The organism is Streptomyces sp. NPDC089799 (assembly GCF_040684755.1).
In the GTDB taxonomy this organism is placed as follows: Bacteria; Actinomycetota; Actinomycetes; order Streptomycetales; family Streptomycetaceae; genus Streptomyces.
In genome coordinates this window covers 17,169-34,564 of sequence record NZ_JBFBGR010000055.1, presented here as the reverse complement: position 1 = coordinate 34,564, position 17,396 = coordinate 17,169, and the positions used below count along the sequence as shown (strand labels likewise).

Annotated in this window: 24 protein-coding genes and 1 pseudogene; 11 read left to right on the top strand and 14 right to left on the bottom strand. The window is 71.8% G+C overall.

All coding sequences use genetic code 11. The annotated features are described in order from the left end of the window. Positions 1-138: 138 nt before the first annotated feature. The gene (locus AB0O36_RS35370; RefSeq protein ID WP_365117697.1) at positions 139-342 is read right to left on the bottom strand and encodes a cold-shock protein; all 204 of its coding nucleotides are present in this window, start codon (positions 340-342) and stop codon (positions 139-141) included. Between the two features lie 626 nt (positions 343-968). On the opposite strand from AB0O36_RS35370, the gene AB0O36_RS35365 reads away from it, so the two are divergent. After that, positions 969-1,163, top strand: a complete 195-nt coding sequence (locus AB0O36_RS35365) for a hypothetical protein (protein ID WP_365117695.1) — start codon at positions 969-971, stop codon at positions 1,161-1,163. Between the two features lie 326 nt (positions 1,164-1,489). On the opposite strand, the gene AB0O36_RS35360 is transcribed toward AB0O36_RS35365, so the two are convergent. Next, positions 1,490-2,173: a DUF998 domain-containing protein gene (locus AB0O36_RS35360; protein ID WP_365117693.1), complete on the bottom strand. Its 684-nt coding sequence runs from the start codon at positions 2,171-2,173 to the stop codon at positions 1,490-1,492. Positions 2,174-2,255: 82 nt separating this feature from the next. On the opposite strand from AB0O36_RS35360, the gene AB0O36_RS35355 reads away from it, so the two are divergent. Continuing rightward, positions 2,256-2,531: a hypothetical protein gene (locus tag AB0O36_RS35355; protein ID WP_365117691.1), complete on the top strand. Its 276-nt coding sequence runs from the start codon at positions 2,256-2,258 to the stop codon at positions 2,529-2,531. A 63-nt stretch (positions 2,532-2,594) separates the two neighbouring features. Next, positions 2,595-2,966, top strand: a complete 372-nt coding sequence (locus tag AB0O36_RS35350; protein WP_365117689.1) for a nuclear transport factor 2 family protein — start codon at positions 2,595-2,597, stop codon at positions 2,964-2,966. Positions 2,967-3,086: 120 nt separating this feature from the next. Here the strand turns inward: AB0O36_RS35350 and gcvH are convergent, their stop codons facing one another. Both gcvH and AB0O36_RS35340 read right to left on the bottom strand, forming a co-directional pair. Next, positions 3,087-3,470 (bottom strand): glycine cleavage system protein GcvH, encoded by a 384-nt coding sequence (gcvH, locus tag AB0O36_RS35345; RefSeq protein ID WP_365117686.1) that lies wholly within the window; start codon positions 3,468-3,470, stop codon positions 3,087-3,089. A gap of 584 nt (positions 3,471-4,054) precedes the next feature. After that, a complete protein-coding gene (locus AB0O36_RS35340; RefSeq protein ID WP_365117683.1) occupies positions 4,055-4,915 on the bottom strand; it encodes an ion transporter in 861 nt (286 codons plus the stop codon). A gap of 407 nt (positions 4,916-5,322) precedes the next feature. Here AB0O36_RS35340 and AB0O36_RS35335 point away from each other — a divergent pair, with 407 nt between their 5' ends. From AB0O36_RS35335 to AB0O36_RS35315, 5 genes and pseudogenes are all read left to right on the top strand, one after another. Beyond that, a complete protein-coding gene (locus tag AB0O36_RS35335) occupies positions 5,323-5,649 on the top strand; it encodes a GYD domain-containing protein (protein WP_365117681.1) in 327 nt (108 codons plus the stop codon). 10 nt (positions 5,650-5,659) lie between these two features. Then, positions 5,660-6,104, top strand: a pseudogene (locus tag AB0O36_RS35330) (zinc-binding dehydrogenase); the annotation flags it as partial. Between the two features lie 196 nt (positions 6,105-6,300). Then, a complete protein-coding gene (locus tag AB0O36_RS35325) occupies positions 6,301-7,872 on the top strand; it encodes an alpha/beta hydrolase (protein WP_365117679.1) in 1,572 nt (523 codons plus the stop codon). Positions 7,873-8,733: 861 nt separating this feature from the next. Then, positions 8,734-9,252 carry a hypothetical protein gene (locus tag AB0O36_RS35320; RefSeq protein ID WP_365117677.1) on the top strand — a complete coding sequence of 173 codons (519 nt, stop codon included), beginning with the start codon at positions 8,734-8,736 and terminating at the stop codon, positions 9,250-9,252. A gap of 118 nt (positions 9,253-9,370) precedes the next feature. Next, a complete protein-coding gene (locus AB0O36_RS35315) occupies positions 9,371-9,574 on the top strand; it encodes a hypothetical protein (protein WP_365117674.1) in 204 nt (67 codons plus the stop codon). 74 nt (positions 9,575-9,648) lie between these two features. Here the strand turns inward: AB0O36_RS35315 and AB0O36_RS35310 are convergent, their stop codons facing one another. Next, the gene (locus AB0O36_RS35310; protein ID WP_365117672.1) at positions 9,649-10,122 is read right to left on the bottom strand and encodes a MarR family transcriptional regulator; all 474 of its coding nucleotides are present in this window, start codon (positions 10,120-10,122) and stop codon (positions 9,649-9,651) included. A gap of 108 nt (positions 10,123-10,230) precedes the next feature. On the opposite strand from AB0O36_RS35310, the gene AB0O36_RS35305 reads away from it, so the two are divergent. Further along, complete coding sequence (locus tag AB0O36_RS35305; protein ID WP_365117669.1) at positions 10,231-11,202, top strand: zinc-binding dehydrogenase; 972 nt, start codon at positions 10,231-10,233, stop codon at positions 11,200-11,202. 148 nt (positions 11,203-11,350) lie between these two features. Here AB0O36_RS35305 and AB0O36_RS35300 read toward each other — a convergent pair whose 3' ends face one another. The 6 genes from AB0O36_RS35300 to AB0O36_RS35275 all read right to left on the bottom strand — a co-directional run bounded on the left by AB0O36_RS35300 (position 11,351) and on the right by AB0O36_RS35275 (position 14,243). Then, the gene (locus AB0O36_RS35300; RefSeq protein ID WP_365117667.1) at positions 11,351-11,575 is read right to left on the bottom strand and encodes a hypothetical protein; all 225 of its coding nucleotides are present in this window, start codon (positions 11,573-11,575) and stop codon (positions 11,351-11,353) included. Between the two features lie 200 nt (positions 11,576-11,775). After that, on the bottom strand, positions 11,776-12,381 hold the full coding sequence (locus AB0O36_RS35295; RefSeq protein ID WP_365117665.1) for an alkaline shock response membrane anchor protein AmaP: 606 nt from the start codon (positions 12,379-12,381) through the stop codon (positions 11,776-11,778). 52 nt (positions 12,382-12,433) lie between these two features. Further along, positions 12,434-13,093 (bottom strand): DUF6286 domain-containing protein, encoded by a 660-nt coding sequence (locus AB0O36_RS35290; RefSeq protein ID WP_365117662.1) that lies wholly within the window; start codon positions 13,091-13,093, stop codon positions 12,434-12,436. 35 nt (positions 13,094-13,128) lie between these two features. Further along, positions 13,129-13,428 (bottom strand): Asp23/Gls24 family envelope stress response protein, encoded by a 300-nt coding sequence (locus tag AB0O36_RS35285; RefSeq protein WP_365117659.1) that lies wholly within the window; start codon positions 13,426-13,428, stop codon positions 13,129-13,131. 89 nt (positions 13,429-13,517) lie between these two features. Beyond that, positions 13,518-13,697 (bottom strand): hypothetical protein, encoded by a 180-nt coding sequence (locus tag AB0O36_RS35280; protein WP_365117657.1) that lies wholly within the window; start codon positions 13,695-13,697, stop codon positions 13,518-13,520. Between the two features lie 63 nt (positions 13,698-13,760). Beyond that, complete coding sequence (locus AB0O36_RS35275; protein ID WP_365117654.1) at positions 13,761-14,243, bottom strand: Asp23/Gls24 family envelope stress response protein; 483 nt, start codon at positions 14,241-14,243, stop codon at positions 13,761-13,763. Between the two features lie 249 nt (positions 14,244-14,492). Between AB0O36_RS35275 and AB0O36_RS35270 the strand changes: the two genes are divergently transcribed. Both AB0O36_RS35270 and AB0O36_RS35265 read left to right on the top strand, forming a co-directional pair. Continuing rightward, positions 14,493-15,053, top strand: coding sequence for a sigma-70 family RNA polymerase sigma factor (locus AB0O36_RS35270; protein ID WP_365117704.1), 561 nt, complete (start codon positions 14,493-14,495; stop codon positions 15,051-15,053). Next, complete coding sequence (locus AB0O36_RS35265) at positions 15,044-15,745, top strand: hypothetical protein (protein ID WP_365117651.1); 702 nt, start codon at positions 15,044-15,046, stop codon at positions 15,743-15,745. Before AB0O36_RS35270 ends, AB0O36_RS35265 begins: the two co-directional genes overlap by 10 nt. Positions 15,746-16,167: 422 nt before the next feature. Here the strand turns inward: AB0O36_RS35265 and AB0O36_RS35260 are convergent, their stop codons facing one another. From AB0O36_RS35260 to AB0O36_RS35250, 3 genes are read right to left on the bottom strand one after another with little or no spacing between them, the layout of a single operon-like run. Continuing rightward, positions 16,168-16,449, bottom strand: a complete 282-nt coding sequence (locus AB0O36_RS35260) for a hypothetical protein (RefSeq protein ID WP_365117648.1) — start codon at positions 16,447-16,449, stop codon at positions 16,168-16,170. Then, positions 16,446-16,820 carry a DUF6247 family protein gene (locus AB0O36_RS35255; protein ID WP_365117645.1) on the bottom strand — a complete coding sequence of 125 codons (375 nt, stop codon included), beginning with the start codon at positions 16,818-16,820 and terminating at the stop codon, positions 16,446-16,448. Before AB0O36_RS35255 ends, AB0O36_RS35260 begins: the two co-directional genes overlap by 4 nt. Next, positions 16,817-17,092, bottom strand: a complete 276-nt coding sequence (locus AB0O36_RS35250; RefSeq protein WP_365117642.1) for a hypothetical protein — start codon at positions 17,090-17,092, stop codon at positions 16,817-16,819. Before AB0O36_RS35250 ends, AB0O36_RS35255 begins: the two co-directional genes overlap by 4 nt. Positions 17,093-17,396 lie beyond the last annotated feature (304 nt).

Genomic DNA, 17,396 nt, shown 5'->3' with positions numbered 1-17,396 from the left:
GGCCGCGCCCTGCAGCCGGGCGGGGACCCGGCGGCCCACCACCAGGGCACCCGCCCACGCCCCGACGGCCCCCCGGGGGGCCCCCCCCCCACGTCCAGGGGGCCGCTCGGCGGCGCCCCTGAGAGCCGAAGCCTCGGGTCAGGCGGCGACGATGTTCTCCGCCTGCGGGCCCTTCTGGCCGGCCGTGACGTCAAAGTTCACCCGCTGACCTTCCTGGAGCTCACGGAAGCCGTTGGAGACGATGTTCGAGTAGTGGGCGAAGACGTCCGGGCCGCCACCGTCCTGCGCGATGAACCCGAATCCCTTTTCAGCGTTGAACCACTTCACGGTACCGGTCGCCATGATCTTCTCCTTCTGGGAGGTGTTGGGGTCGCACACCGTGCGCGTCCCCGTCGCCGAGATGACCCATCCGGAGATGCCGGAAAACACAAAATGCGCCCATCGCATGGCGTAGGGCGCACACAAAATTCATGGGTACCAAAACTGCAACGGAATCGAGGCTAGCACGGTTTTTGGAATCTTGTGGAGGCTGAGCGAAAAGCCTTCGAGGACGGTGCCGGCGTGGTGCCAGCTCACGTCGGCGGCGCGTTGCTGCCGGTGGCCGTGCACTGCCGCACGTATCGGGGCGGCCAACCGGCACAGCCCGTTCCGCCCTGCGGTATGGCGCAGGTCACACGTTGGTGTGTCGCCCCGGCGGGTGCGTACAGCCGTGCTGTCCATCACGGCCACCGGCGCCGCGGGCGGGCAGGGGGCAGGACGGCGCCGCGGGCGGCACGGCCTCCACCGTCACGGGCAACGCCTCCGTCAAGGCGTCAACGGCAGCAACGACGTCCTGGACGGCGGTCCCGGCACCAACGTCAACGTCGGGGCCCGGCTTCATCATCTGCAGCCGCCCCACGAGCTGCGCCGGCCGGCCGGTTCCGTCCGGGTCGCTGCCGTGGGCCGAGGTGATCGTCGATGATGTCCGTGTGACCAACCGCATCAGCGCTCTGATCTCGGCCTTCGGTGTCCTGTCCGGCACCTTGCTGCTCGTCCTCGCGGTCGGTGAGTACCGCTCCGGCGCGCCGGGCCTCTGGATCGCGGCCGGCGCTGCCGTCTTCCTCAGTGCCTCGTGCGCGCTCGTGCGGGACGTGCGGCAGGTCCGCACGGGGCGGACGGGCTGACGAGCCGCGCCCGTTCCGGCCGGGCCTTCCGGCACCCTCCTCGGGATCGCCGGGCTCGGCGCGCCGGCGTTCGCCGCCATTGAACAGCGGCGGTGACCTCGTGGTTGCGCAAAGGTGCCTCGGCGAGCGGGAGTTGTATGCCGGCGATGGTCTGGCTGATCCGGCCGGTCGTCAGGCCGAGCTGCTCGGCGACCCTGCCGAAGTGCAGCACCTCGGCCAGGGCCGGAAGGGCGAGGAACGCAGCACGCACCTGGCCCTCCGGCGGCGGCGCCGGTGAGCGGGGTGGTCGGGACGCGCCGGGCATGGCCGTGACAGCAAGATCCGGGTCAACCGGCGCCATGGCGAACGGCCGGACTGTGCTGCTGCACATATCGGCCGAGAAGACCCAGCAGGACCACTTCACAGCCGAGCAGCAGCCGTTCCGCCAAGCCGATCAGTTCCCGACCGCCCGGGCCCGCCGAGTAGGCCATCACCACGGCGCCGGCCAGCGCTGCCCACGACAGCGCGCGCAGCGATCGGGCCGTCCGCCTGCCCTGGTGATCGGCGTCAAGCCGCCTCGCAAGCAGGAGTCCGGCAGCCGGCAGCGCGACGAACGCGGCGATCGAGGCGTAGCGATGCACTTGAGCCGGCGTGCTCAGCTCCGCGGCGAGGGGATCGGTCGGTACCACGGCAGCGACGACGAGCCCAACGGCCCATACCGCCAGCAGGGCTGACACCAGGCCCCGCATGGAGGGCAGCCGTGCGTGTGCCATCACGAGCAATGCCGACGAGGCCACACCCAGCAGGGCCATCGTCGTCTCGATCGGGCCTCCACGGTCCAGGGCAGCGAAATCGCTGATGGTCAAGGACAAGGGGCTGAGGCCCGGATCCGTATCCGAGGGGGCCCACAAAGCCGCAGTCACCGCCAGAGCGACGGCAGTCCACACGGCAGGAGCGAGGAAGCGGCTCAAGGAACGGGGGTTCGAAGTCTTCACCCACTGATGCTCGGTTCCCGGCGCACTCCGCAGCATCCGGGCCCACCCCGAAACTTCCCTGACCCGAACCCCGGCCGGAATCAGCGACCGTAAGGGCCGGACCCGTTCCTCAGCCGGGGTGCGGACTCCGGGTGCACACGACCGGCACGGGGTCGAAGCCGGTGCGGGCCACTGCGAGAACGTCATCCACACCCTCACCCACGGCGCCCTGCTGCTCCTCACCCCCGAACAAGCCGCCCTCACGCGACCGGCTCACATCGATGTCTCGTTGCTGCCCTGCGCGATCCACATCTCCCCGCTGACCTTCCATCCCGTGTTCTTCAGCATCGTCCCGCCGCACCCGTCATCCCGGGCGTCCCGCCGCACCCCATCCGGCCCGTCATCGTCGGTGTGACGCTCGCGGGGGACGGAGCCATCACCGGCCCCGGCGCACGGATCGACCCGGGTACGGACGGCCGTGCCGGCCGGTACCCCGACCGGAACGGATCCACTGCCCCGCGCGCAGGGCAGCGCACTGCCGGATGGCTGGACGCGGCTCCGGTTCGGCAACACGGTTCCCGGGACCGGTCCCGACGCCGCGCTGGGCCGACCGGACCTGAGTGCGTTCATCGCGGCCCACCGGCAGGAGCGCCCGGGGCTCACCTACGCGGTCGACGGTCCGTCGGTGGTCGACGGCGCCCGTGCGGAGGTGGCCGCCCGCTGGACCGCCACGTACACGGACGGCGCGGGCAATCCGGTCACCAAGAGCGGCATCGACCTGCTCGCGATCGCCGACGGCCGCATCGCCGCGGTCTGGTCGCTCACCGGAGACCGCCGCTTCGCGCCGTGACGGGCAGCCCCCGCCCGGGCCGGGGCCGGCCCGCGCCGGCCGCACGGGGGCAGCCGGCGGAAGCCGGCACGCCCGGCCGCCGCCCCGGCATGAAACCCGGGCCAGGCCCCGGAAAGAGGGCTACTCGCCGATGGCTGCCTGGTAGCCGGCAGCGTCGAGGAGCCGGCCCAGCTCCGCCTTGTCGGACGGCTTGAGCTTGAAGATCCAGGACTCGTACGGCTCCTCGTTGAGCAGCTCCGGACTGTCCGCCAGCTCCTCGTTGACGGCGATCACCTCACCACCGACCGGGGCGTAGATGTCCGATGCGGCCTTGACCGACTCGACGACACCGGCGGCATCGCCGGCTGCGAAGACCCTTCCGATCTCCGCCAGCTCCACGAACACGACGTCGCCGAGCGCCCGCTGCGCGTGGTCGCTGATTCCGACGGTCACCACACCGTCCGCTTCCAGGCGTCCCCACTCGTGCGACTCGGCGAACCGCAGATCAGCCGGAATGTTCGACATGCCCCGCTCCTCCTCTGAATCGAGTTGACCAGAAGGGATCATGCCGTCCACACGCCGCGAAGCGGCCGGGACTCACCAGGAAGACTCGTGTGCATGCGGCGAACGGACCGCCGGATGGCCCCGATGGACCCGGGGAAGGGGTCGGACGGCTGAAGCGTGCCCGGTCAGCGTTTCCGGGTCGGGCGGGTCGGGATGACCCGGTCGCGCTGTGCTTGCCAGCGTGCCCGCGCCTGCCGGAGCACCGTGTCCCACTCCTGACGGACCTCGTTGTCCGGCGGGCGTTCGCCGCGGCCGATCCGGTCGAGCTCGTCCCGCGCCTCCCTTCCGGCCGAACAGGGCGGAGAGCGTGGCGAAGACCGCTCCGACAGCGCCGTACCGGTTCGTGTAGGAATCGAAGAGGTGCGGCAGGTAGACGGTCATGGCCACCGAACAGCCGGTCAGCACGATCGTTCCGATGACGCCGAAGGGTGCGAGGCCGCGTCCGGGAATCCCGGCCGGCGGACAGGAGCCGGCCGCCCCAGATGAGGAATGCCGCCGTCAGCGGTGCCGCCGCGGCGGACGCGGCCCGCTCGGGGCCGGTCGGGTCAGCGCGGCTGATCGTCACCGGGGCGGTCCCGGTGCGGTGGATCCGGACCGGACCCGCCGATCCGCCGGCTGAGGGCCTCCACCTGCCCGCGGAGGGCCGCGATTTCGGCGGCCAGGGTGTCGAGCGGGGCTTCGGCGGGGTGGGTGACGGGCTTTTGTGCCTGCTCGTCGGGAGCGATGGCCGGCCCGCCGTCCTCATCCGACCCGAAGAAGCTGGCCAGGATACCGGCGAGGATGCCCAGGAGGCCGATGCCGGTGACCATGATGGCGAAGCCCGCCCACCGCCCGGCAGACGTCTGCGGGGCGATGTCGCCGTAGCCGACCGTGGTCAGTGTCACCACGCCCCACCAGAGGGCGTCACCGAACGTTGCGAACTCCGGATTGACCGGCCGTTCGGCGTGATAGGCGACCAGCGCGGCGACCAGCACCATGCCGATCGCGACCAGGGTCACCCGTTGCAGCCGGGCCAGCAGGCGTCGCGCTCCCCTGGTCACCAGGAGCAGGCGGGCCAGTCGTGCCACGCGCAGGACGACGACGAACCGTCCGGCCTGGGCGCCGGGCAGCAGGAACCAGGGGGCCGTGGCGATGACGACGAAGAGGTCGAAACGGCCCAGTGCCGAGCTCGTGTACCGGTCGAGGTGGCGTACGTGCATCACGTAGTCGACGAGGAACACCAACCAGGCGGCGACGTTGACGGCGGTGCTGAACCATTCGCCGGGCTCGGGAACGACGACCAGCGGAAGGACCGCCGCCGCGATCACGGGCAGACGCATCCGCGCCTCGAAACGCTCGAGCGGGCCGCTGTCATTCCCGGCCTCCGGCCCACCCGGCCCGGACTGACCCTCAGGAACGACGCGCATGCTCCGATCCTGGCCACCCATCCCGCTCCCTGCCAGTCAGCGGCGTGCATCCGGGCGCACCGGAGTGGGCAGCTGCCGGAGACCGGCTGGCCACGAACGCAACGGCCTGGTCGGGCGGACGGTACAGGGCAACCGCGAGAACCTCCCGCCGGGCGCGCCTGGCGCGGCCCCGCTCCGGGTGTGCGTGAGTCGCAGCGGCTGCCTGCGGATCTGAGGGTGTCGGCAGGTGAACCGAGTTCCGATCCGGTAACGCAGTTCCCCTGCGCGACATACACAGCCTCCGAGATTGTTCGTGGTGATCTCCAGTGCCGGTCATCGCCCCCAGCCCGTTCGGGGGACACACGGGCTGGGTCCGGCGCGTCTTTCGCCTCTCCGGGCATCCCTTGGTGGAATCGAGAGGAGACATGATGCCGCTCTACCTATCGAGGTTCAGCTACACACCGGAGACCTGGGCGAGGCTGATCGACCACCCCGAGGACCGCGCAAAGGCCGCTCAGGCGTACATCGAATCCGTCGGCGGCAAACTCCACGGCTTCTGGTACGCCTTCGGCACACACGACGGCTACAACCTGTGGGAAGCCCCCGACAACGTCTCCATGGCCGCGGTCGCGCTGGCGATCAGCGGAGGCGGCGCGCTCAGCTCGTTCGAGACGACAGTCCTCCTGACCGTCGACGAAACCATCGACGCCCTGCGCAAAGCCGAACGAGTTCAGTACCGGCCGCCGGGCACGTAGCGCTGGCTCTGGGGTCAACATCGACGGCGGCTGGGCCGAGTACGCCGTGGCCGCGGCCGACGCGGTCGTCCCCCCTCCCGCCCGGGATCCCCTTCGAACAGGCGTGCATCATTCCCGACGCGGTGTCGACCCCGTGGGCGGCGATTACCTCCTGTGCGTACGTACGGCCCGTACAGGCCGTCGCGGTGTGGGGCGTCGGCGGACTCGGCGCGCACGCCGTCCAGCTGCTCCGCCTCGTGGGAGCCTGCCCGATCATCGCCGGGGACCCGCTGGCCCCCGCCCGCGAGCGCGCCCTCCGGCTCGGCGCCGACACCGCTCTCGACCCGGCCGACCCCGAATTCGGCACCCTGCTGCGGGCGGCCGCCGCGGACGGCGTCGCGGCGGCCTTCGACTTCGCGGGAGTGCCGGCCGCACGGGACCAGGCGCTCTCCTCCCTCGCCGAGCAAGGCCGGCTGGAACCCGATCCGGCTGCTCCTCACACCGAGCGCCAGTGGTCCCCGGCTCGCGCGGGGCGGTGAGGCGAGGTTTGGTGGTTCCAGAGGCACTCGTCGTAAGGCGTCCGTGGCGGCGGGGCCGCCCGGCCCGCCGACGTGACGGAGCCGACGTGACGGAGCCGACGTGACGGAGCCGACGTGACGGAGGAGGCCAGCCATGCCCCTGTCCGGACCGGCAGGTGGCCGCCGACGCCGCCAGGCGGCAGGGCTCGCTGCAGCGGCGGTGTGCTCGGCCTTGCTCGCCTGGGGCGGACCCGGCGCCGCTCAGGGCGCGCCGTCGCCCTCCGCCGGCGTTCCCCGGCTGGACTGGAGCCCCTGCGCGCCCGGCAGCCCGTACGACTGCGCCACCGCAAAGGTCCCCCTCGACCACGCCGACCCCGCCGGCCGCAGCATCGATCTGGCCGTGATCCGCAGGAAGGCGGCCGACGGACCGCGTCGCATGGGAACTCTGTTCATGAATCCCGGCGGGCCCGGCGGCCCCGGCACGGTGCAGATCCCGCAGAACTACGACTCCATCCCGGCGGAGCTGCGGGAGCGGTTCGACATCGTCAGCTGGGATCCCCGCGGCATCGGCAACAGCACCGCCGTGAACTGCTTCGACACCACCCGCGACGCCGAAGCGTGGGGCCGGACCAAACCGGCCGGGTTCCCCGTGGACGCGAAGGAGCGCACCGCCTGGATCGACGCCTACGAGGACCTCGGCCGGCTCTGCGAGAAACGGGACCCCGACCTGCTCCGCCACGTGTCGACCGCGGACACCGCCCGCGACCTCGACCTGCTCCGGCAGGCCGTGGGGGAAGCGCAGCTCAACTACTTCGGCGTCTCCTACGGCACGATCCTCGGCGCCACCTACGCCAACATGTTCCCCGGCAAGGTGCGCGCCATGGTCCTGGACAGCAACATCGCGCCGTCCGCGTGGACGAACGGAAACAGGCCGGACGCCCGGACGCCCACGTTCCTGCGCATGGGCTCCGACCGGAGCGCCGCGGCCACTCTGGACCGGTTCCTCGCCCTGTGCGGATCCGCCGGCACCGGCCGCTGCGCGTTCTCGGCCGGCAGTCCGGAGGCGACCCGCGCCAAGTACGACCAGCTGATGCAGCGCCTCCGGGAACACCCGGTGGACTCGTGGACGTACGCCAGGACGGTCGCGGACACCGTGAGCTCCCTCTACATCGTCGACCCGGGCTGGACGGACCTCGCCCGCCGCCTCCAGGACCTGTGGCAGGGCAAGGTCCCGAAGCCACCCGTGTTCCCTCCCCCGCCGCCCGTCGCCAACCCCAACCCGTACCTCGGCGACGAACAGGCGATGGCCGTGTGGTGCGGTGACAGCCCCAACCCCCGTAATCCCACCGCCTACCGGCTTCTGGCGGAGGACAGCGCCAGGCGGGCGGGTGACGCCGGCCCCTACTGGACGTGGGCGGGAGAGCCGTGCGCGACGTGGCCGGCCCAAGCCGCCGACGGGTACTCCGGACCGTGGAACGAGCGCACCGCGCACCCCGTGCTCGTCATCGGCACCACGTACGACCCCTCCACTTCCTACGCGGGGTCCGAGGCCATGGCGAAGGAGCTGGCCGACGCCCGGCTGCTCACGCACGACGGGTACGGCCACACCGCCCTGTTCAACAACGCCAGTGGGTGCGTGAAGACGTGGGAGAGCCGCTACTTGCTTGACGGCACACTGCCGCCTGCCGGCACCGTGTGCCGACCGGACAGACAGCCCTTCGCCTGAACCTTCCGGGGCCGGGTCTGGGTTCGGGTCTGCTCCGGGTCTGCTCCGGGTCCGGTTCCGGGTCCGGGTGGGCGAAGTGCGGCGGCGTCTACGCCAGCCCCATCCTCACAGTCGTCGTGCCGGTGCTCCGGCAGTCGTCAGATTTCGGCCCTGCCTGACCGACGGAGGACATCGGCCGGTGTGGAACCGTCGCCGGCGCGGGGCTGCTGAAGCCGAGCATCAACAGCGCAAGCGACGTCATCGCGCCCCGGCAATCCACCTGCCGTTTCCCGGGAGCGGACCCAGGGCAGGCCTGTGCCCGGGTTCAGGTTCACGGTGTGACGTGAGAACTGGCCGCCCGGCGCGGCCACCGACCCGGAGTGTGGTCAGCCGACCGCCGGCCTGGCCGGCCTGGTCGAAGCAGCTTCTGCTGAGCGCCGTGTGCGAGGACGGCCATCGGCCAGTCCGCGCCTGCCCCCGCGCCGCGCCCGCGGTGGGCAGGACGGCGTAGCGGGTGAGGGGTGCAGCCGCCCGGACCGCGTGTAGGTGAACGTCGGCATGTGCCGGTGTGTCCGCTGCAGAGTTGAACGGGTGAACGCCTGGTGCCGGTTACGGTGACGCCACGTGCGGCGCCCCGCCCAGAGAGGATGCGCGGCAGTGGGGCCAAGCCACACCGGGCGGTCGGCAGCCGGGTTTTGGAGGGCGGCAGGGTGGACGGGTTTCGCGACAGCCGCTGGGGCGTTGCGTGAGTGCGGTGCGGGTGCGGGTGCGGGTGCGGGTGCGGGTGCGGGTGCGGGTGCGGGTGCGGGCGATGATTCCGTAGTGGCTTCGGCCGGCTCGCCTGCGGGGGTGCTCGCGGTGGACAGGCTGGGTGCACGAAAGGTGATTGGCGGGGGCTTCGGGATCGCGACGGCGGCATTCGCCGTGTTCGCCTTCGTCAACGCATCCTGGGAGTACGGCACGTTCGTCGTCCCGCTGGTGGTGCTGGCCGTCGGGCTGGGACTGGCCAACGGGCCCTCATCGTCCGTCGCGACCGCCTGCGTCACCACGGAACAGGTCGGCGCCGCCTCCGGCATCTCCAACATGGGCCGCTACGTCGGATCCGCCGTTCTCACCGCGGTGACCGCCGCCCTGTTCAGCTCGGTCTACACCCACCACTGCAGCAGCGGCACCGCACTCGCCGACGCCCTCGCCGCCGGATTCTCCCGCGCAGCCATCGGCCTGGGACTCTTCTGCGCCTTCGGTGTCGCCCTGGCACTCCTGATCGGCCGCATCCGCCCCACCGGCCCACCCACTGCCGCACACTACGCCGCAGCAGCGGCAGCCAGCACACACACCCTGCCCACCCAGCCCACCACACCGCCACCGCCGCCGCCGCCGGCCAATGGCACACCCTCATAGGACACGCCCTCGGCCGGATGCCCGGATCCTCGGGACGGCATCCGGGCGCAGCGGACCGTCCGGCGCAACGCCTCCCCTGCCGCGGGCTGGAGCCGCCGGGCCGGGCCATGATGAAGGCATGACCGATCGTGACGACTTCCTGGTGTGGGTCAGGACCGCGCTGTACGAGGCGGAGGTCGCGCTGCACAACGGTGACGCGGCTCCCCGACGCACGCTTTGGTCGTGTACCGAGCCCGTGAGCGTTCTCGGGGCGTGGCGCAACGCCGTCAGCCGCGACGAACTCGACACCCTCTTCACCGCCACGATCCGGTCTGGCATGTGAAGTGACGGCTGCAGCGCGGTCGAGCCCGGCACCGGCCCGGCGCTCCCGGGCACGTATGGCGCCCGCCGTGCTGCCTACCGGCGGCGGGGGGTCTGCTCGGCCAGCACGCCGGTGGCGCGCTCCAGCAGAGCACAGAGGGCGGCGTGCTCCTCGGGCTCGAATGCCTCGGTGAGGGCGCGTTCGAGCACGATGACCTCCTGGTAGGCGCGGTCCAGCACGGTGCGGCCCTGGTCGGTCAGGGAGGTGAGGAGGACCTTGGCGTGGGTCGGTGACGGCGTACGGGCGATCAGGCCCTTCTTGTGCAAGCCGTTCAGGACCGTGGCCATGGTCTGCTGGGTGACGCCGCAGGCCCGCGCGAGCTGCGCGCCGGACCGGTCCGGTTCCGCCGAGAGCGTGAGCAGCACGGTGTACTGCGTCATGGTCAGGCCGTGGCCGCGCAGGACGGCCTCGTGGTGGCCCATCAGGGCCTGTTCGGCGCGTCGGATGCGGCCGCACAGATAGTCCTCGGCCGGGACCCCGGCTCCGTGGTCTGCCGTCGTACCGGGCATCGACCTCTCCATATTCAATCAGCTCACTTAGTTGACTCAGGATGCTGAGACACATACGGTCGGCACATCCGCCTGTATCAGCATACTGATTCATCTGGGAGCAGAGACATGAAGGCCGTCGTCCTCGACACCGATGACCGGTTCCGCCTGACCGAACTCGACCGGCCCGTGCCCGGCCCCGGCGAGGTCGCCGTCGCCGTTCGCCACGCCGGGATCCAGTGGGGCGATGTGCTCGTGCACCGCGGCCACTTCCGGGTGCCGCGGCCCTTCGTCGCCGGGTTCGAGGCCGCAGGGCGGGTCGTAGGCGTCGGCCCGGGTGTCGACGAGAAGCTGCTGGGACGGGCGGTCACCGCGCTGACCGGCGGGGGCGCCTTCGCCGAGGTGGTGATCGCCTCAGCCGCGCTCACCTTCGACGCCGAGGGCCTCGACCCACGCACCGCCGCCGCGTTCGGCTGGGCGACTCCGACCGCGTACGACCTGATCCACACGGTCACCCGGGTGCGGCCCGGCGAGCGCGTGCTGGTCCACGCGGCGGCGGGCGGCGTCGGCACCATGGCAGCCCAGTTCGCCCGGGCCGCCGGAGCCGGCCGGATCGTCGGCGTGGTCGGCGGCACCGAACGGGCCGCCTACGCCGCCCGGTTCGGATTCGACCGGCTGATCACCAGGGCGGAGTTCGCCGACACCGCGACCGGCCAGGCCGAGAAGGACGCCTTCGACGTGGTCCTCGACCCGGTCGGAGGCACCACCCGTCTCACCAGTCTCAAGCGGCTGGCCCCGCACGGCCGGCTGGCGATGTACGGCACCCTGGCCGGCTCCGCACCCGCGGCTCTCAACAGCGACGAACTCCTGATGAACGGCCGGTCCGCCCTGTCCTACAACAGCGACCTGCTCAGCCGGACCCACCCCGAACGACTCGCCGACAGTGCCCACCACGCCCTGCGAGCCATTGCCGAGGGCCACATCCGACCGGACGTCACCGCCGAATACGCAATGGCCGACCTCGACGAGGCCGTAGGCCGCCTCTCCGAGGGAAAGACGCTTGGCAAGAGCATCCTGCAGATCGCACCTCACCTCACCTGAACGGCTGTCCGGGCCGGACCCGCGTGCACCTCCCCCCGGTACCGCCGGCGCGCCGGACCCGGGCAGTACGTCCCTTCGCCGCGCCGACACGGAAGGTGACCGGCCGCCCTTCCACCACGTATCGCGGCGGAAGGGTGAGCGGTCGCGGTCAGACGTCTCCGGTCCACACCTCGGGACCACCGCCCTCCCACCGGATCGGCCCCTCCACGGAGAGATCCACGTTCTCCAGCCCCGCCCGGCGCAGTAGCTCCGTCACGTCCTCCGGCCGGAACGCCCTGCCCAGGTCCGCGTCCACCCCAAGGGCGTGCACGGTGACCTTGCGCCCGCCCCGCGGCGACACGGGATGGATCACGATCTCCGTCCGGTCCGTCATACATCCCAGCGTGCGGCGGCCCCGGCAGCACGGCATCCGGAGTTCGCTTCCGCCCCTGAGCTGCGGTGAAGGGCTCCGTGCGCGGGCCCCGGAACCCATGAACATGGCGTTCTCCCAGAAGTGCTGAATCGAGGGGGGTTTGGGGAAGAGGAAACCGGTCCTCCGAGCGGTCCGCCGCCGACACGTCCGCGGGGACGGAGCTATTCGGCGCGGCGGGACTTGTGCGGGGCCACCCGCAGCCGGACGTTCGCCGGAAGCCGGGTCCGGCCCGTTGACTGGCGGGCACGCTGCACGGGACCGTCGCACAGTCGTCGGAGGACGGAGCCGGGGTCGCTGTCGGGGTCGAGGGTGAGGTGGAGGTGGGCTTCCGGGTGTCTGGAGGTGCCGTCCATCCGTGCGCGGCCTCGCTGGACGCCGGGCTGGTGCCCTGCGTCGGCCGCCAGCGCGTCGCTGAGTGCGCCTTCGCGCAGTTGCACGCCCTTCACATCGGGGGGTCCCTCGATGGGTATGCGGCCGGGATGAGTGCGGCGCAGTTGGGCCAGCAGCCACCACAGGGCGAGCAGCACGACGATGGCCAGGGCGGCGATGACCGCGGGCCACCACCAGCCTTCTGACGTCCACCGCGTACGGTCGGCGTCGTCGAGGAGGACGTCGCGGGGGGTGGTCAGGGGCCAGCCCTGGGGTGGGGTCAGGCGCCAGTGCCGGTACAGGTCGAGCCCGCCCGCCAGAATCAGGAGGCCCGTGCCCAGGAGGACCACTCCGGTGAGGGCCAGCAGGATCCGGTTGGCTGCGGATTTCCTCTTCATGGGAACCGTTTCCTGTTGCTCGTGCGCTCGGGGGCGAGGGCCCGCGGGGGCGTCACTTCCGGCGTGTGCGGACCCGTACGGAAAGCGACGGCGGGTGGACGAGGGTGAGCCGGCCGATTTCTTCCCGCAGCGCGGCCAACAGGTCGGCTTTGACCTGGGCCGGGTCGCGGAAGCGCACGTCCGCGCGTGTGGTGACGCGGTGCCTGCCCATCCGGATCCGGACGCTGCTGACGCCGGGGACGCGCATGGCGGCGTCGCGCAGGAGGAAGACCGCTGCCTCGCGGTCCAGCACGGCCCGCACCTGCGGGTCGGGGGTTCTGAGGGGCATCAGGTGCCGCAGGCCCGGGGTGACCGCCACGACGAGCAGCCAGAGGCCGAGGACGGTGAGGACGGCGGCGCCGATCTGCATCCAGCGGTCATCCAGCGGGCGGGTCGCCAGTTCGTCGGCGAGGCGGGCGCGCCATGCGGCGGCGGGCCGGCCGGTACGGACTCGTGCGATGTCGAACAGGAGGAACCCTGCCGCGGCCCCGATGACCAGGGCCGTCAGCGCGGCGGGGATCCGTCGTGCGGACCGGGGGCGATGCGTGGGGTGCGTACTGCGGGCGGGTGGGCCGGCCGGCTTCTCCGTCGGCTGTCCCGTCGTGGGAGGGATGGCCCGCTCGGTGCCGGTGGGCTGCTCCGTCTCGGCCGGGGGGTCTTGGTCCCGGTTCATGCCGGCTCTCCTTCCCGGTGGCACCGCCGTCGGACTCACTGCACACGCGGGCGTGCCAGCCCGTCGGAGAGGACCAGGTGCTCAATGGCGAGGGTGACCTCGGTGACGCGCATTCCGGTCAGCTGAGCCACTCGTTCGCTGACGTAGTCCTGCACCGCGCGGGAGGCACGGGCGAGGTTCGTCGGGTAGGGCAGCTCCAGGGTCAGGCCCAGCCGTGCCGTGCCGGCCCCGACCGCGGCCTCGACCTGCGGACGGGTCGGTGTCGGGTGAAAGGGTGAGGTGTCGGCCTGTCGGGCCAGGGCCTCCTGCGTGGCGCGGACCGCGATGCGGGCCACCACTTTCTCCGGTATCACCGTGGCGCCGCGTTCGGCCGGCGGGGGGCGGAGGGCTGCTCCCGCGGGCGGGTCAGCGGCAGGTTGCGGGGTCACCGCCGGTCCCGGGGACCAACGAAGTCAGACATCTTGAGGTCTCCCTGCAGCATGCGGCCGGCCAGCAGGCCCGCCAGGCCCAGGAACATCACGAGCAGGAACGCCCAGAACCCGCCGAAGAATGCGGCGAAGCCCAGGGCCATGCCGGCGAGCAGGCCTGCGGTTGCTGCGCTCATCTCACTCACCTGTGTTTCACGTCGTTCGGTGCTCGCCCGGGCGGTGCCGGGCCGGGCTGCGGGTCACTGGACGCGGCCCTCGCCTTCCTCCTCGTCCGCTTCATCGGGAAGATGAACGTCGTCGACGGCGATGTTCACTTCGACGACCTCCAGGCCGGTCATGCGTTCGACGGCGGCGATGACACTGGTGCGGGCGCCCGCGGCGATGTCCACGATGGAAACGCCGTACTCGACGACCACGTCGAGATCAATGGCGGCTTGCCGTTCACCCACCTCGACCTTCACTCCGCGCGTCACGCCGCTACGGCTGCCGGAGACCTTGTCCGTGACCGCCCCGAGCGTCCGGGCCATGCCGGAACCGAGGCTGTGGATGCCCGGAACCTCGCGAGTGGCCATCCCGGCGATCTTTTCGACCACGCTGTCGGAGATCGTCGTCCGACCCCGTGTCTCGGGCGCCGTACCGGCGCCGACGTGGCCCGTGAGAGCAGCCTTGCCGACGGCGCGCGGCTCACTCCCCTCCCCGGTGGGGTTGATGGTGTCCGACATGAGGACCTCCCGGAGCTGTCCGTCCCGGGCGCCGGTGTGGTGCCCATAGGTTTGGACACCGCCACGCGGGCTTCGTCACCTCGTTCGTGTCAGCGGTCTTCACCTACCATCGAAGGGTGCGTACGCGGGCCGCGATGACCGGTTTCGGCGGAAGGCGAACGGCGGATGCGCAATCACACCAGGCCCCCGCCCTTTCAGGGCTTGGACCTCCCCCTCTGGCCGGAACGGCGGCCGACCACCCACGCCGAGATGAGCCATGGCGCTCCGGTCGTCCTGGATGACGGCGTTCTGACCGTGCGGGCGTCCGAAGGGGACGATGACGCCTTTGCCGTCCTGGTCCGCCGGCACAGCGGTCACCTGCTCGCGCTGGCCCTGCGCATCCTCGGTAACCGGGCGGATGCCGAGGATGCCGTTCAGGACGCCTTTCTCAGCGCGTGGCGGCGGCTGCCGGAGTTCCGTCACGGCGCCTCGTTCGGTACCTGGATGTACCGCATCGTCACGAACCGTTGCCTCAACACCATGCGCCGCCGGCCCCTTCCGCTGCCGTTGGACACCATCGTCGAACCCGCCGCCGCGGATGCGCGCAGCTCACCGCCCCGGGTGGCCGAGTCGGACGCGGCGGCGGCCGCCCTGGCCCGGGCTCTCTTGGAGCTCCGGCCCGATGTGCGCGTGTGCTGGATCCTGCGGGAGCTGCACGGCCTGCACTACGACGAGATCGCCCACGTGGTGGGCTGCAGCGAACCGACGGTGCGCGGCAGGCTCTTTCGCGCACGACGCGCTCTGATGGAGGCGATGCGACCATGGCGCTAGACGATTCGCTCATCCCGTCCGGCGATGCCGAGGACGAGGGTTCCGGAACCGTGGGGGGCGCGAAGGCCGGACCGTTCCCCCGCTCGGACGCCGAGGTGCTCGCGGGCGCGGAACCGCTGCCCTGCGGACGCCCCCTCGGCCCCGCCTGGGAACAGGCCCGTGATCCGGTCGGTGGGTCGGACCCGCACACCGCCCGCTGCCCCTACTGCCGTGAGGCCGTCGAGGGGATGGCGGCCCTGGACCGGGCCACACGTGCGCTGCGCGCCGCAGAGCAGCCTGACAGCAAGGGTCTGGTCAACCGGGTCGTCGACGCGGTCCGGGCCGAGGTACGACTCGGCGCCGCCCTGCTGCTGGACGACCCCGGACGCGATCTTCGCATCGCCGAGAGCACCGCCGCGAAGGTGCTGCGCCAGGCCGCCGACAGCGTCCCCGGCATGCGCGCTGCCAGCTGCCGCCTCACGCCCGCCGCCGGCTCCTGGGAGGGCCCTGCCGTCCATGTCGTTGCCCTCACGATTGCGGCAACGCTCGACCGACCGTTGCCGGAGCGGGCCGAGGCGGTCCGCCAGGCCGTCTTCCGGGCAGCCGCCCGCGTCCTCGGTCTGGCCGTCACAGCCGTCGACCTTGAGATCAACGCCGTGCTGGAGCCGGCCGACCTGCCGGGCGGCCGCCGGTTCGAACCGAGCCGACGATGATCGCTTGCCGGCCTCGGAGTGCAACGGGTGCGGCCCGGCGTCCTCCCCCGATCTGCTCCTCAGGGCGATACCCGGCTCCTGCCGCTTCTTCTCCTTGCCGCCCTTGGCTCCGGCTCCCTTCCTGGGTTCGCCGCGTCTACCCGGTCCCCAGCCTTTCAGCCAGGGGGTAACGGGCGCCGCGACCTGGGTTTCGCGCCGCCGAGCCAGCCCCGGCCCGAGGACTCCCTCCCGGCCCACCTGCGCGGGCCCGGTGCAGGTGGCCCGCTTCTTCGCCGTCGGCTTCCTTCGCGCCGGTGTCGGCAGCGGTCTTGGACATCCCTGCTTCTCCCCCGTGTCCGGCGGGGCGTGCCGGTGCCGCTGCGCGGGGCGGGCGAGGTGGTTCTGTGCAGCGTGCCCGCGAAGGTCCTTGACGAGCCACGCAGCTAGAGGTCTGTGTAGGGCGGGATGACCCGGACGATCGCGACGAGGTGCATGCGGGGCAGCGGCAGGGCGTAGAACCAGCCGTCGTCCAGGAGCGGGATGCGGCGCAGTCCTCCGGGGACGCCTGTGCGGCCGCCTTCGCCGATGTCGGTGATGTCGACGCCTACGTCGGCGAGGGCGATGAGTTCGTCGGCCAGGCGCTCGACCTCCGCAGTGACGTGGGCGGGCAGTCCCTTGATGACCTCGTCTGCGTTGGGGTCATACTCCCACCGCCAGGCGGTCACCGGGTCCCGCCGAGCGGGATGCCGGCCTCGGCCGCGGCCTTGTCCAGGATGCGGCCGATCTCCGCAGCGATCGCCCGTGCCTGTCCCGGGGTCGTGGCAGTGGCGGCCTGTCCCTCCAACACCCGCAAACGGGCCGCCTGGGCGGGATGGCGCTCGATGGCCACGTAGAGGGCCCACTGGCGCAGGAAGCGGCGCATCGGCGCCGAGCTGACCTGCTCGCGGGCTCTCGCGACTGCGGCGGCGCGTTCCGCGTCGAAGGTAGGCACCGCCTCAGGTGCGAGCCGGGCCAAGGCCGCGCGTAGGTCTTCCGCGGTGGCAGCCGGCTGCGGGCCGCTCGCGCCGGCAGGGGAGGGATCGGGAGCAGTACTCATGCCGCCTCCACCCCGCCGTGTGTCTCTGACTGGGCGCGGTGAGCGGCGGCAAGGGTGGAGACGTGCTGACGGGACCAGCCCACCCGCACCGCGACTGCGGCCGGTCCCCCGCGCTCATAGCGGGCCGCGATCCGCCCGGCCGCCCGTCCCAGCGCGGCACGGGCCTGCTCAAATGCCTCCGCATGCTCGTTCAGTGCCGCGGCCAGGCGGTCCAGCTCGGCAGCCTCTTGCGGCGAGAGGACGACGCGGGTCGCCCGAGGGCTATCACTCATACCCGCCACCCTGCACCACCCCATACCGCAATCGCAACCGCGCTTGACATGATGGGGCCATGCCCGGAACCGGTTCCATATGCTTCGGCTACGGCTCGCGCCGTGTGCATCTGTGCCCGATGGCGACTGGATGGTCGATGAGCAGGAGTTCAGCCAAGCCATGGGCCGGCTGACAGGGCAGAGGTGTCAGGGGCGAATGGCCGGTGCATCTGTTCCGCAAGCCCGGACGCCGACCGTGACGGCCTGGCCCCTGCCCGGGTTTGCATGGAGGGGCTGCAGGGCCACCGGGCGCCGCCTGGGGCGA

Coding starts and splice junctions, on each gene's coding strand:
- AB0O36_RS35370 (WP_365117697.1), bottom strand. CDS start 342: ATGGCGACCGGTACCGTGAAGTGGTTCAACGCTGAAAAGGGATTCGGG.
- AB0O36_RS35360 (WP_365117693.1), bottom strand. CDS start 2,173: ATGCTGCGGAGTGCGCCGGGAACCGAGCATCAGTGGGTGAAGACTTCG.
- gcvH (WP_365117686.1), bottom strand. CDS start 3,470: ATGTCGAACATTCCGGCTGATCTGCGGTTCGCCGAGTCGCACGAGTGG.
- AB0O36_RS35340 (WP_365117683.1), bottom strand. CDS start 4,915: ATGCGCGTCGTTCCTGAGGGTCAGTCCGGGCCGGGTGGGCCGGAGGCC.
- AB0O36_RS35335 (WP_365117681.1), top strand. CDS start 5,323: ATGCCGCTCTACCTATCGAGGTTCAGCTACACACCGGAGACCTGGGCG.
- AB0O36_RS35325 (WP_365117679.1), top strand. CDS start 6,301: ATGCCCCTGTCCGGACCGGCAGGTGGCCGCCGACGCCGCCAGGCGGCA.
- AB0O36_RS35315 (WP_365117674.1), top strand. CDS start 9,371: ATGACCGATCGTGACGACTTCCTGGTGTGGGTCAGGACCGCGCTGTAC.
- AB0O36_RS35310 (WP_365117672.1), bottom strand. CDS start 10,122: ATGCCCGGTACGACGGCAGACCACGGAGCCGGGGTCCCGGCCGAGGAC.
- AB0O36_RS35305 (WP_365117669.1), top strand. CDS start 10,231: ATGAAGGCCGTCGTCCTCGACACCGATGACCGGTTCCGCCTGACCGAA.
- AB0O36_RS35300 (WP_365117667.1), bottom strand. CDS start 11,575: ATGACGGACCGGACGGAGATCGTGATCCATCCCGTGTCGCCGCGGGGC.
- AB0O36_RS35295 (WP_365117665.1), bottom strand. CDS start 12,381: ATGAAGAGGAAATCCGCAGCCAACCGGATCCTGCTGGCCCTCACCGGA.
- AB0O36_RS35290 (WP_365117662.1), bottom strand. CDS start 13,093: ATGAACCGGGACCAAGACCCCCCGGCCGAGACGGAGCAGCCCACCGGC.
- AB0O36_RS35280 (WP_365117657.1), bottom strand. CDS start 13,697: ATGAGCGCAGCAACCGCAGGCCTGCTCGCCGGCATGGCCCTGGGCTTC.
- AB0O36_RS35275 (WP_365117654.1), bottom strand. CDS start 14,243: ATGTCGGACACCATCAACCCCACCGGGGAGGGGAGTGAGCCGCGCGCC.
- AB0O36_RS35270 (WP_365117704.1), top strand. CDS start 14,493: ATGAGCCATGGCGCTCCGGTCGTCCTGGATGACGGCGTTCTGACCGTG.
- AB0O36_RS35265 (WP_365117651.1), top strand. CDS start 15,044: ATGGCGCTAGACGATTCGCTCATCCCGTCCGGCGATGCCGAGGACGAG.
- AB0O36_RS35255 (WP_365117645.1), bottom strand. CDS start 16,820: ATGAGTACTGCTCCCGATCCCTCCCCTGCCGGCGCGAGCGGCCCGCAG.
- AB0O36_RS35250 (WP_365117642.1), bottom strand. CDS start 17,092: ATGAGTGATAGCCCTCGGGCGACCCGCGTCGTCCTCTCGCCGCAAGAG.